Here is a 13,278-nt window from a genome sequence, read left to right as displayed (position 1 = left end):
GTGCGACAGCGCCTTAATCGCGCATATTTATGACAGGCAGATTACGGTGACTGTGAATGTCGAAATTTTTTAAATATTGCTGGCAATGAATTGAATAATTAATGCTAAAAAGAATGGACTGACAGACAAATTGCAGGTGAAATGATGAGCAATAAGATATTGATTTGGTTGCGTAATGATTTGCGTCTCAATGATAATCCGGCGCTTATGGCTGCGATGAAATCTGATGCAGATATGTGTGCAATTTTTATCCATGAAGTGGGTGAAGGTTCACGAAAAATGGGCTCGGCCTTGCGGTGGTGGTGTGAAAATAGCCTGAAGAATCTAAAAAACGACTTGGGCGCCGCTCAGATTCCTTTGGTCGTGGAAGAAGGGAATGCAGCCACAATTTTAAACCGGCTTGCTGCCGCACAAGGCTTTGACAAAATTTATTGGAACCGGCGTTATCTGCCTTATGAACGCGATTATGATGCGCGGATTAAAGCCGATTTGCTAAAAGCGGGCATTGAGGCCACATCTTTTCAGGGCAATTTATTGCTGGAGCCTTGGCAGGTCAGGCCCGCGGGTGAAAATCCTTATAAAGTTTTTGGCGCTTATGAGCGGGCGGTGCGCAAAATACTTGGCACAACCAGCTTCGCAGAAACGGGGCGTGAAATTGAAGTTTCGCCCTCGTCATTGATCAATCAAAGCCGAAATGAAGATTTCTGGGCACATAAATTTGAACCTTTATGGATGATTGGCGAAGGTGCTGCACAGCAAAAACTGGATGATTTTTTAAGCGGTAGTCTGCAATCCTATAAGCAGGATCGTGACCGGCCGGATAAGCAAGGCACATCGCTTTTATCACCGCATTTACGCTTTGGTGAAATCAGCCCAAGGCAGATTTGGCAAAAAGCTGCCTTTATCAGCGATATGAATGGTGCCTTGGCGGAAGGTGCACAAAAGCTGATGTCGGAATTATTATGGCGTGACTTCCATTATTATCAGGCGTTCTACTTGCCTGATATTGCCCGTTTCGACATGCGCGATACATTGCAAAACCTGCACTGGCAAAATGATGATACGCTGATCAGGCGCTGGCAGAAGGGGCAAACGGGCATTCCAATCATTGATGCGGGGATGCGTGAATTATGGGCAACCGGTTATATGCATAATCGTGTGCGTATGCTGGTGGCATCATTCCTGACGAAAAACCTGATGGTGGATTGGCGCATTGGCGAGGAATGGTTTTGGGACACATTGCTAGATGCGGACGCTGCCAGCAATCCGGGCAACTGGCAGTGGGTGGCAGGCTGCGGCTTTGATGCGGCGCCTTATTTTCGGGTGTTCAATCCTGTTTTGCAAGGTCAGCGTTTTGATGCGCAAGGGCACTATGTGCGCCAATGGGTGCCGGAACTGACTTCTATGCCTGATCGCTGGATTCATCAGCCATCTGATGCACCGCAAGCGGTGTTGGCTGATGCGGGCGTGGTGTTAGGGCAAACCTATCCGCTGGCAATGGTCAATTTGAAAGCAACACAAGCCGCCTTCAAACAAGCAATGAAGAAGGATTTTGATCAGCCGGATTTATTTTAATCCGGCTGATCTAATTTTATTAATTGCCGACAAATTCAAATTTATCGACATCCACCAAGCCCATATCGGTGATTTTCAGATGCGGGATCACCGGTAGCGCGATGAAGGCCAGTTGCAGGAATGGTTCGTCCAGTGTTGAGCCTATGTCAAAAGCGGCCTGACGCAGTTTGCGCAGATTTTCACGCACCACTTCATGTGGTTCTATGCTCATCAAACCTGCTACAGGCAATGGAATTTCTGCCAGCACGCGACCATCGCGGATGACAACAAAACCGCCTTCAATTTCGCCAAGCCGATTAACAGCGGCGGCAATATCTTCATCATTGGTGCCCACCACACATATATTGTGGCTGTCATGGCTGACGGTTGATGCAATCGCACCGGTTTTCAGGCCAAAGCCGTTGATGAAGCCGGTGGCTATATTGCCGTTTTTACCGTGGCGTTCGACCACTGCTATTTTTAAAACATCGCGTGTTAAATCCGGCTCAACGCCATGAGAGCCGACAGTTAGGTCATATTCGATGCTTTTGGTGATGATTTTGCCCGGAATAATGCCTATAGCACGGGTTTTGCCGCTATTGGATGAAGAGCGGAAATCGGCAGGCTTAACCACAGGCGCGCGTACACTGTTGCGCCCGACCGGTTCGATTTTTTTGCGTTTGGCAAAACCTTCTTCGCTGACCAGCTCACCACCGGCCAGCACCATCTCAGCGTGACAACCTTCCAATGAATCCAGTACAACCAGATCAGCACGCAAACCCGGTGCAACAAGGCCGCGATCATGCAAGCGGAAAGCGCGCGCGGCAGAAATACTGGCGGCGCGATAAATTGCTAATGGTTCCACACCACCTTCAATTGCAGTGCGGATGATATGGTCAAGATGGCCATGATCGGCAATGTCGAGCGGGTTGCGATCATCGGTACAAATCGCGATGAAAGGCGAATTGCGTTCGGTAATCAGCGGCATCAGCGCTTGCAGATCACGCGAAACCGAACCTTCACGCACCAGCACATGCATGCCTTTGCGCAATTTTTCGAGCGCCTCTTCATAAGAGGTTGCCTCATGTTCAGTGCGGATACCGGCTGCAATATAGCCGTTTAAATCTTTGCCCGATAAAAGTGGTGCGTGGCCATCAATATGGCGACCCTGAAACGCGGTCAGCTTTGCCATACACTCAGGATCTTTGTGCAAGACACCCGGAAAATTCATAAATTCTGCAAGGCCGATAACTTTTTCGTGGTCGGCCAATGGCAGCAGGTCGTCAACGAGAAGCTCCGCACCTGCCGTTTCCATATGGGTGGATGGCACGCAGCTAGAAAGCTGCACGCGGATATCCATCAAGGTTTCGGCAACGCTGTCGAGAAAATAATGAATGCCTTCAAGGCCAAGCACATTGGCGATTTCATGCGGGTCACAAATGGCAGTGGTCACACCGCGCGGCAGCACGCAACGGTCAAATTCATGCGGCGTGATGAGGGAGGATTCAATATGAAGATGTGTATCGATAAAGCCGGGCACGACAATACGACCGCTAATATCAATTTCGCGTTTGCCGCTATAAGTGCCATAAGTGCCAACGATACGATCACCACAGATGGCAATATCACTTTCGACAATTTCACCGGTCACAAGGTTGAAGAATTTGCCGCCCTTCAGCACCAGATCAGCCTGTTCGCGACCGGTGCCCTGATCGATAATTTTTTCTAACATCTTGTTTCCTTCTTAGCGTCTGTGCGTGCTTTTAGGGCGTAACGGTAACACGCAAATCTGGCAAGTGGGCAGATGTTTTAAAGTTCTTCAAAAATCTGTTCGAGTGTGAGGCTGATAGCGAGTAATTTATGGTCGTGGTTGTTGCGTGCAAACGCCATAAATCCGGCTGGTTTTGGCATTTTTATCATCGGCAATGTGATAGCGCAAAGGTCAAATTGATTGGCAACTTGGTTGTTGCGCAGAAGCAAATCTTCCACACGATTATATTCATCACGATTGTCGATCAGATCAGCAATAGGGCTGGCAAAAATCGGGCAGGTTGGCGTGACCATCAGATCATAGTTATTTAAGCGCTCATCCATAAGGCGCACAAGTTGTTGCCGCTCAAATAATTGTTGCTGGTAGGCTTCCTTAGAAATCAGGCTTCGTTTACGCAAGGTGCGTGCCAGATCCGGACCAACAGGTGCAGTGTCATCATGCAACCACTCCCGATGGACATGGCTGGCCTCAATGCCTGCTATTGAGCCAATACGGGTGATATGATCCATATCATCCAGCAGATCATCAATGGTAATTTTGAGAATACGCGCGCCTTTTTGCTCCAAAACTTGTAAAATCTTTTGAAACTGCGTTAAAATTTGCTCATTTGTATGCTCAAACAAGCGGCCTTCTGGAACGCCGATTGTTAAATTATGTAATGGCAGTTCCTGCGGCAGCAAAGTTATATCAGCAGCCATATCATTGGCCATAATAGCATCGGTGATAATGCAGTCAGCCACATTTTTCGCTAATGGGCCGATGGAATCCAAGCTTGGTGCTAAAGGAAAAACGCCTTCATGCGACATACGCGCAGCCGTTGGTTTGAAGCCGACGAGGCCGTTTAAAGCTGCCGGAATACGGATACTGCCGCCTGTATCTGAACCAATAGCTATTTCGCTGGTGCCTTCTGCGACCGATACGGCCGCGCCTGAGGAAGAGCCACCCGGAATACCACCTTTGACAACGGCATTTTCCGGCACACCATAATGCGGATTAAACCCAACGGCAGTGAAGGCAAATTCTGTCATATGAGTTTTACCGATGATGATGGCACCTGCTTGCCGCAAGCGTTCAACAATCACAGCATCTTTTTTAGCCGCAGAGCTGGTTTTGCGAATAACAGAACCTGCAAGGGTTGGTTCCCCACGCACATCAAACAGGTCTTTGATGGAGACGATACGCCCGTCTAACAGGCTTAAACGCTCACCTTTACGCTGACGGGCATCCGCTGCATGTGCGGCTTCCAATGCACTATCTTCATAGATGTGGCTAAAAACGAGCTCGCTGGCGTGTCTTTTTGCAAGCCTGTGCAAGATTGCTGCTGTTCTGTCAGTGGCGCTTTGTTTATTCGTCATATTTATACAATCGCATGATCATCAGTATGGGGTTTCAACGGCATGTCATCATGTGGCGTTACCGTTTGGCGTTCAATCATACGATGGACGAAGGGTGGATTTTCACCTCGATGCAGAGCCTTCAGGCGCACCCAGATTTCAGCGTCAGCTTGCGTGCGGCGTTGATTATGGCGCACATATTCAACCCATGTTGGCACATGGTAGCTTTCTGTCCATGTTTCCGGGTGCTCCAGATCGCGCAAAAGTGCCCATTGTTGTGCGCCATCGCGAATACGTACACGGCGACGATCAGCCATTAAACTTAAAAACTCAGTGACATCATTCTGCTCGATCTTATAATCGATCATAATCACGATCGGGCCACTGCGGGAGCGGATGTCGAGCTTCAGTTCCGGTTCATTGAAACGATTGAGCGGATCAAGATTAAGTGCATCAAATTCGGGTAGCTTAAACATTAAGCCAAGAATGGCACCGCCAATCAAAACAATGCCAGCAATAATTAACGACAGAGCAACGCCGTGTGATTCAGCAATAGAACCCCAAATCCAGCTACCTGCTGCCATTCCACCGAAAGTAGCGGTTTGGTAAAGCGCCAATGCACGGCCTACCACCCAGCGCGGCGTAGAAAGCTGTACGGTGACATTGAACAGGGACAGGGCAAGAACCCATGAAACGCCAGCCGGCAAGAGCAGCAGCCAGCTTAACCAGAACTTTGTGCTGAACCCTAAGCAAATGCAGCTTACGGCAAACATTAAAAATGCCAGTCGCACAATCCATTCATTGCTCATCACTTCGCGCAAGCGTGCGCTCAGCATTGCGCCACCAATAGCGCCAAAGCCAAAAGCGCCAAGCATCATGCCGTAAGTAATCGCATTACCTGAAACCAGATCGCGCGCGATAATAGGCAAAAGCGCCAGGATAGCGATACCGGAAAGGCCAAAGAGAAAGCCGCGGAACATCACCTTCAACAAGTTGGGCGACATCGACACATAACGAAGACCCGCGGCAATGGCGCGGCCAAAGGATTCACGTGGCAAAGTGTTTTGCGATTTTGGCGGTTGCCACTGCCAAAGCGCAATTAGCAAAGTAATATAGCTGAAGGCGTTGATGATGAAGGCCATTGCAGCACCTGCCGCCGCAACAATGAACCCGCCAATGGCAGGCCCGATACTGCGCATCAGGTTGAAGCTCATACTATTGAGCGCAACAGCTGCGGGTAAATCCTCACGCGGAACAATGTCGCCCATCGATGCCTGCCACGACGGATTGTGCAATGCACCGCCGCAACCGATCAGAAAGGTAAAGCTTAACAATAGCCAAGGGGTCAGAAGATTAAAATAAGCAAAAACTGCAAGTGCTAATGATACTATCAGCATCAAAGACTGCGCGGTGAGCATGATGCGGCGACGGTCGTAATTGTCGGCCAGTGCTCCGGCTGCCAGAGAAAATACCATAACAGGCAAAGTGGTGGAAGCTTGAACCAATGCAACCATATCTTGCGAGGTTGCGATGGTTGTCATCATCCAACCGGCACCCACAGCCTGAATAAGCCCGCCAAGATTGGAAACCAGCGTTGCAGACCAAAGGGCTCGGAAGGTTTTGTGCTGGAACGGAGCAAGGGGCGAAGCTCTTTGCGGCACGGCTGGTGCCTCCTCTTTCATGCGCGTTTTTACTAGGAATAGGTGAGTTTGCCACAGGCGGCAAGACGCTTAAGACAATATGTGCGAAGACTGTTTTAAAAGGCACGTAACATGGTTTATTTTTAGTTAAATTATAGGAGTTGTATTATTTCTCTGGGCTTGCTACGTGCAATATCGGAACAGGTTCTGCTTGTGATGAGCAGATGAAAAGGGAACACGGTGCCAGATTAAACTCTTGTTGTTTTAATCTTATTCCGTGGCTGCCCCCGCAACTGTAACCGGCGAGTGATCTTTCGTGAAATGCATGTAGTCGCATTTCGAGCCACTGATGAATATTATCATTGGGAAGGTGAAAGAGGCGCGACGACCCGGAAGTCAGGAGACCTGCCTTTTCCGGTCACCCATGCACGGATACGGGGTGTGTCCATGCGCGGTCGTCCGTGGCGGTGACATTGAACAAATGTTGCCGTGCGTCCGGATCAGAATTTTTCCCGACAATCGGTTTGGTTATTTGAGCATGTCTTATGGCGTGCCTCACACAGTGTCGGGAAATGAAATGTTAAGAAAAACTGTTTTACTCAGTGGCATTGCAGTTGGTGTCGCGGCCGGATGGGCTGTCGCTGTTCAGGCGCAACCAGCACTGAATGAAAATGGCGAGATTGTCTTAAAAACTATTACGGTGACAACACCTTTGCGCCGTGCAAGTGCTTTGGAGCGCTCTACTTCGTCCGTAACTGTCATTGGCGAAAAAGACATTGATCAATCGGCAGCACCCGATCTGCAATCATTGCTGAAAATATATACCGGCGTGACCATGACCGCGAATGGCGGGCAGGGCGCAACTTCGGGTGTGTCTTTGCGTGGTTTCTCATCCAGCCAGACCCTTGTGCTGGTCAATGGTGTGCGTATGGGCTCGGCCACATCCGGCACACCAAATCTTTCCAGTATTCCATTGGCATCTGTTGAGCGGATTGAAATCGCTAAAGGCGGGCATTCGGCACAATATGGTGCGGATGCGATGGGCGGCATTATTAATATCATCACTAAACAGGGTGGTGCGTGCGAAAACGGCAAATCCTATTGCGGTTCATGGACAACGGGTGTGACCCATCCTTGGGGCGGCTTTGCTTCGGGAAATATTTCCGGCACAGCGGAAAACGGCATTGAATATGGTTTGGGTGCCAATGTTCTTGGCACCCAGGGCTTTGATTTTACAACAGGTTTAAAAGAAAACGACCGTGACGGTTTCCTGCAAGGGAGCGTCAATCTGTCTTTAGCCAAAGATGTTGAGTGGGGGCGGGTCTATATTGATGGTCTTTATACCCGTGGCCGCAATCATTATGATGGTTATAACACAACAGTGCCTGACTCCGCCGACACGCATAATTTTTCTGGCCGTTTTGGTGCGCGCATTGATCATAGCGATGATTGGTTTTCGACCATTGAATTGACGAGCTCATTGGATAAAGCAAAACAATTCCGCGCTTCGAAAAAAGGCGATACATATAAAACAGAACGTTATGGTGTTTTCGTGTCTACACAGAAGGCATTTAATACAGACAAAATTGACCATATAGTTGTTGCAGGTGGTGAATTTTATCATGAAAAAGTAGCCGGTGCCGCATATGCAACCCCCCAAAGAGACATCAGCGCTCTATTCGCACAGTACTCAATTGATTATGCGAGCCTTTTGATTGATGCAGGGGTACGTTATGATCACAATCAACAGTTTGGCGATAAAACGACTTATAATATTGGAGCCAGCTATGAGATCGAGCCAGAGTTAATCTTGCGAACATCATATGCAACAGGTTTTCGTGCGCCTACCTTTAATGATCTTTATTTCCCAGGTTCCGGAAATCCAGATTTGAAAACAGAAACGTCTAAGTCATTTGAAATCGGTTTGAATTGGCACATTAGTCAGCAAACAAGTTTTGACATTGTAGTGTATCAAAATAACGCTAAAAATCAGATTATTTGGCAGCAAATCACAGCAGATGAAAATAGTTCGTGGGCACCTTATAATGTGACGTCTCGTACACGAGGTATCGAAGCCTCTCTTTCTCATCGGTTAGATGAGGCTTGGGCCGTTAAGGCGAGCATTGATTTAAGGAAGCCTATTAATAAAGAAAGATTTGATCCGAATAGCCCAAATGGTGACGATTATAATGGTAAATATATGCCTAATGCGGATCGTTTTAAAGCAAGTGGTGAGTTAAGTTATCGCCCAGATGAAAACCTTGATCTGATAGCTCGCGTTCTTTATGGTTCATCGCGTTATTCTAATGCGGCTAATACTAAGAAACTTAGTGACTATATAACTGCAGATTTTGTGGCTACTTATGCTTTCGATCAACAATCAAAGATTAAATTGTCTGTAGAAAACGTCTTCGATAAGCAATATCAAACCAAGGATGGCTATCGTATGCCAGGCCGAACCATGAGCCTGGGCTTTACCCGTTCGTTCTAATTGATTGCAGGCCTTCATTGAAGAGTGCAGAAAGACATCGTAATTTGCGCACTGTACTTTCATATATTGGCAGACTGACCGGCGCATGGCGTGCCGGTCATGATATTTGTAAAAGCGCATCGCTGGCAGGTGCGCTTTTAGTTGCTTTGTTTGGTAGTGTTACCCTCTCGCAAAGCGCACCAAAAGTTGCATCCATAAATGTGTGTACGGATCAGTTGGCAATGTTGCTGGCAGATAAGGAGCAATTGACCTCAATCTCATATTTGTCATTGGATCATAAAACCTCATATCTTTTTGAAAAGGCCGCGACTTATCCGCTTAATCACGGCCGTGCGGAAGAGATTTTTCTGCAAAAGCCTGATCTGGTTTTGGCGGGTAGTTTTACAGCGCGTGCGACGGTTGATTTGTTGCGGCGACTGGGCTTTCAGGTCGAGGAGTTTCGCCCTGCATCCACTTTTGATGATATTCGTAACAATATTAAGCGCGTTGGTGATCTGCTGGAACAGCCACAAAGAGCTGAGGCTCTGATTGCAAAGATTGATCAAGGCTTGGCCGAGGTTGAATTGAAAAAGCGCGCAGGTACAATCGCGCTTTACTATGCCAATAATTATACGTCAGGACGTGGCAGTTTGATGGATACGGTGGTGCGTCATGCCGGATTTACCAATTTGGCCGACAAATTATCGTTAAGCGGATATGGTCAGATGCCTCTTGAAGTGTTGGTGATGCATCAACCTGATTATTTATTGATGGGCGAGCGTTATGAAGGCGCAGCTCTGGCCTATCAAAATTATGAACATCCTGCATTGCAGGCCATTAAAAAGCAGGCGGTTTCTGTAACTTTGCCTGATAATCTGACCGTTTGTGGCGGGCCTTTTACGGTAGAAGCAGTGAAAATTTTATCGGATATTGCATATGAGTGAAACACGGCGCTATCACTGGTTATGTGCTGGGCTGGCCATCTTGGTGGCTTTGCTTTTTATGCTGTCTTTGCTGATCGGTCCCGCAGCTTTAGGTGCCTATGATGGTCTTCATGCGCTGGTAACCGGAGAAGGCGATGCCGTTGTGCTGGTAATGCGGGAAATTCGTTTGCCGCGGGCTATTTTAGGGCTTCTGGTTGGTGGTGCGCTGGGGTTGTCGGGCGCCGTATTACAAGGTTATTTACGCAATCCGCTGGCAGAGCCTGGCTTGCTTGGTGTCAGTGCATCTGCATCTCTTGGCGCGGTGATTGCCATTTATACTGGTCTTTCAGCACTTTTCCCGCTGGCGTTGCCATTGCTTGCTTTGGCAGGTGCTTTTGCTTCTGTGTTGATTGTGCAAACATTGGCTGGTCGCCATGGTGGCACATTAACGGTTATTTTGGCAGGGGTTGCTTTGTCGTCGCTCGCCGCAGCAATGACATCGCTGGCACTCAATCTGTCACCTAATCCATATGCGGCAATGGAAATTGTTTTCTGGTTGCTGGGTTCACTGGCTGATCGTTCCATGTTGCATGTGATGCTGGCCGCCCCTTTTATTTTGGTCGGCGCGGTGATGTTGCTCTCGCTCGGGCGGGCACTGGATGCCCTGACCCTTGGCACAGAAACTGCCGTTAGTATGGGCGTTAATTTAAAACGCGTGCAAATTTTTGCCATTACCGGCACTGCGGCGGCGGTTGGCGCAGCAACAGCAATTTCCGGTGCCATTGGTTTCGTTGGTTTAATCGTGCCGCATATTTTGCGCCCGCTTGTTGGGGCGCAGCCATCTCGATTATTGCCGGTGAGTGCTCTGGGTGGTGCGGCGGTGCTTTTAATGGCTGATATTGCAGTGCGGATCATTGCGCCATCGCGTGATTTGAAATTAGGGGTTTTAACAGCTTTGGTTGGTGCGCCGTTTTTCCTCTGGCTTGTTTTGCGCTACAGAAGGAAAATGCTGTGACCCTGAATGTACGCGACTTATCCGTTTCGCTGCGTGGCGAAGATATTTTAAACCAGATCAGTTTTGAAGCGAAGTCAGGTGAATTTATCGGTCTGATTGGCCCCAACGGGGCAGGTAAAACCACGCTTTTACGAGCGATCATGAACTTTATCACTTATCATGGTGAGGTGGCGATCGAGGATGTACCGACTGTTAAAATGACACATCATGAACGCGCAAAATGGCTTTCTTATTTGCCGCAAGAGCGCGATGTTGCATGGCCTGTTTCGGTGGAAACAATTGTCGGTCTTGGCCGTCATATGCAGCGTTCGGCTTTTGCGTCGCTCAGCCCAGCCGATCATCAAGTTATTGCCGACGCTATGGCACAGATGGATGTGGCTAAATTTGCCAAAAAATCGGTTCAGGAATTGTCTGGCGGTGAAAAAGCCCGTGTCTTGATTGCCCGTTTATTGGCGCAAGGCTCACCGTTGATCTTAGCGGATGAACCGGTTTCCGGCCTTGATCCGGCGCATCAGTTGAGCTTGATGCAATGTTTTGCTGATTTGGCTCAGACGGGCAAAACGGTCATTGCATCTTTGCACGATCTGTCATTATCCGCGCATCGCTGCACGCGGCTGATCATGCTGGAAAAAGGGCGCATTATAGCTGACGGCACACCGCAAACGGTGCTGACAGCCGAGAATTTGCGCAATGTCTATAAAATCGAGGCTGATATCAGCCATAAAGACGGCCGGATTTATATTCAGCCGGAAGCGGTCGTTCAGAGTTAATAAAAACGGGCGCAGTATTAGCTGGCGCCCGTTTTATTTATTTTTGCTGAATGCTGTTCATATAGGCCAGAATAGCATCGATTTGTTCTGGCGATGCTTCAAATTCCGGCATGTCCGGATGGCCGGCATAAATGCCTTCGGCAAACGCTTCCGCCAAAGCGTCAATCGGATAACGCTTAGAAAGCGTGCGGAAAGGAGGCGCATCCTTATGGGTGCTCTTGTCATCTGTTCCGATTGCGTGGCAACCGGAACAGTTTGTATCAACGATTTTTTTGCCGTAATCGACCAGCTCATCAGCATAGGCCGCAGAAGCGAGGCTGATAAGAGCGTAAAAAACAGAAGTGGTCACAAGTGTTTTGATCATGGCGTTTATGTGTAAAACCTTTTGCTTAACAAGGCGTTTATCAAAACAGACGGGCTTTTACTCTTTGTCGTCGATGTTTTCATCATCTTCATAGTCGTCATCATCGGATTCAATGATTTCCCAGATGAAGTTGTGCAAGCGCTCTTCAATTTTCGAGCGTGAGGCGCCGGAGGCTTCCATTGTCCGTTTGATTTTTAAATATTCTGCCTTGTCGTCTGGCGAGAGATATTTGGAGGCAGCCTCAAGAGCTGAAAGTTTAGTGGACATGAACGTCATCCAATATAAGTGCTTAGAATAAATTTAAGCTGATACAGCACAAATATCTGCATGGAAGCAATCCATATAAATGGCGCACTGTGCTTTTAGTGTGTGATCTTAGCATGTAAGCGATAAAACTGATGCATATTTTCACGTGTTAATTTGAGTGATGGTGTCTGGATTTGTATTGTTCTTATTTGTTTGAGCTTTGACTCTCTATCAGAGTGTCGAATGCCTTATTTAGGCGGGATACGTGACTATCCATAATAACATCGCCAACATAAGTCACATTTAGGTGCCTCGTTGTGCGTTGAAAATGCTTATGTTATCTCCGTTGTGACCAAGATTGATGGCTTAGGAATATTGACTATGAAGCTCTATTATAAAGCTGGCGCCTGCTCTTTGGCGCCTCATATCGCTCTGTGTGAAGCAGGACTTCCATATGAACTGGAAGCGGTTGATCTTAAAGAAAGAAAGACAGAAGCCGGTGTTGATTTTTTAACAATTAACCCGCGTGGTGCGGTTCCGGCATTGGAAGTCGCTGCTGGAACAGTAATTACACAAAATGCTGCTATTATGCAGTATATCGGCGATCATTCTGATATAGCCGCATTCAAGCCGACTTATGGCTCATTAGAACGTGCCCGTTTGCAGGAAGCACTTGGTTTTTGTTCGGATCTGCACTCCGCTTTTGGGCGTCTTTATGCGCCAAATTTAACCACAGAGGACAGAGCGCAGGCTGTTGCTAATGTTAACCGTCGTATGTCGCAGTTTGAAGCAATGTTGTCAGGTGATCATGATTATTGGCTGGGTCATGATGTGTCACAGGCTGATATTTATGCAGCTGTTGTGATCAACTGGAAGGGCATTTTGAAGCTTGATTTGGATGCTTATCCTAAAGCGCTTGCGCTTTATCAGCGTGTATTGGCGCGCCCGGCTGCGCAAAAAGCCTTGAAAGAAGAAGGCTTGATTTAATGTGTGGACGGGCATGGCCGGATTTTCCGGCTTGAATAGATGGAGTGGTTGCCGCCCTACCCAAGCGACAATTTTTGTTTGAAGATTGTTGCGTTCAATCTACTCGATAGGAAGGATGGCAGACATGACCACAGATACAATGATCGGGATCGATCTGGCCAAAAGCGTTTTCCAAGTGCACGGAGCCTCGATGACGGGGCAGGT

General features: G+C 48.0%; 11 protein-coding genes and 1 riboswitch. Of the genes, 6 read left to right on the top strand and 5 right to left on the bottom strand.

Translation table 11 applies throughout. The features are described from left to right. Positions 1-144 precede the first annotated feature (144 nt). Positions 145-1,575, top strand: a complete 1,431-nt coding sequence (locus FHS77_RS12540) for a cryptochrome/photolyase family protein (RefSeq protein WP_184223893.1) — start codon at positions 145-147, stop codon at positions 1,573-1,575. A 19-nt stretch (positions 1,576-1,594) separates the two neighbouring features. Here FHS77_RS12540 and ade read toward each other — a convergent pair whose 3' ends face one another. From ade to FHS77_RS12525, 3 genes are all read right to left on the bottom strand, one after another. Continuing rightward, positions 1,595-3,286, bottom strand: a complete 1,692-nt coding sequence (gene ade, locus FHS77_RS12535; RefSeq protein WP_184223891.1) for an adenine deaminase — start codon at positions 3,284-3,286, stop codon at positions 1,595-1,597. Between the two features lie 77 nt (positions 3,287-3,363). After that, positions 3,364-4,680, bottom strand: a complete 1,317-nt coding sequence (locus FHS77_RS12530; protein WP_184223889.1) for an amidase — start codon at positions 4,678-4,680, stop codon at positions 3,364-3,366. 2 nt (positions 4,681-4,682) lie between these two features. After that, entirely contained in the window at positions 4,683-6,320 is a 1,638-nt protein-coding gene (locus tag FHS77_RS12525; RefSeq protein WP_184223887.1) for an MFS transporter, read from the bottom strand. Positions 6,321-6,484: 164 nt separating this feature from the next. After that, a riboswitch (cobalamin riboswitch) is annotated at positions 6,485-6,726 on the top strand. A gap of 111 nt (positions 6,727-6,837) precedes the next feature. On the opposite strand from FHS77_RS12525, the gene FHS77_RS12520 reads away from it, so the two are divergent. The 4 genes from FHS77_RS12520 (at position 6,838) to FHS77_RS12505 (ending at position 11,477) form a co-directional block, all read left to right on the top strand. Continuing rightward, the gene (locus tag FHS77_RS12520) at positions 6,838-8,790 is read left to right on the top strand and encodes a TonB-dependent receptor plug domain-containing protein (RefSeq protein WP_246431326.1); all 1,953 of its coding nucleotides are present in this window, start codon (positions 6,838-6,840) and stop codon (positions 8,788-8,790) included. Between the two features lie 104 nt (positions 8,791-8,894). Further along, complete coding sequence (locus FHS77_RS12515) at positions 8,895-9,713, top strand: ABC transporter substrate-binding protein (RefSeq protein WP_374786268.1); 819 nt, start codon at positions 8,895-8,897, stop codon at positions 9,711-9,713. Further along, on the top strand, positions 9,706-10,707 hold the full coding sequence (locus tag FHS77_RS12510; RefSeq protein ID WP_184223883.1) for a FecCD family ABC transporter permease: 1,002 nt from the start codon (positions 9,706-9,708) through the stop codon (positions 10,705-10,707). The genes FHS77_RS12515 and FHS77_RS12510 overlap by 8 nt, the downstream gene beginning before the upstream one ends. After that, positions 10,704-11,477, top strand: coding sequence for an ATP-binding cassette domain-containing protein (locus tag FHS77_RS12505; RefSeq protein WP_184223881.1), 774 nt, complete (start codon positions 10,704-10,706; stop codon positions 11,475-11,477). The genes FHS77_RS12510 and FHS77_RS12505 overlap by 4 nt, the downstream gene beginning before the upstream one ends. A 37-nt stretch (positions 11,478-11,514) precedes the next feature. On the opposite strand, the gene FHS77_RS12500 is transcribed toward FHS77_RS12505, so the two are convergent. Beyond that, positions 11,515-11,841 carry a c-type cytochrome gene (locus FHS77_RS12500; protein WP_184223879.1) on the bottom strand — a complete coding sequence of 109 codons (327 nt, stop codon included), beginning with the start codon at positions 11,839-11,841 and terminating at the stop codon, positions 11,515-11,517. Positions 11,842-11,898: 57 nt separating this feature from the next. Next, the gene (locus FHS77_RS12495) at positions 11,899-12,108 is read right to left on the bottom strand and encodes a hypothetical protein (protein ID WP_184223877.1); all 210 of its coding nucleotides are present in this window, start codon (positions 12,106-12,108) and stop codon (positions 11,899-11,901) included. Between the two features lie 360 nt (positions 12,109-12,468). Between FHS77_RS12495 and FHS77_RS12490 the strand changes: the two genes are divergently transcribed. Beyond that, positions 12,469-13,074 (top strand): glutathione binding-like protein, encoded by a 606-nt coding sequence (locus tag FHS77_RS12490; protein WP_184223875.1) that lies wholly within the window; start codon positions 12,469-12,471, stop codon positions 13,072-13,074. Positions 13,075-13,278: the final 204 nt, after the last annotated feature.

Source organism: Paenochrobactrum gallinarii, from assembly GCF_014205685.1.
In the GTDB taxonomy this organism is placed as follows: Bacteria; Pseudomonadota; Alphaproteobacteria; order Rhizobiales; family Rhizobiaceae; genus Paenochrobactrum; species Paenochrobactrum gallinarii.
This window is presented reverse-complemented; position numbering and strand designations above follow the sequence as displayed.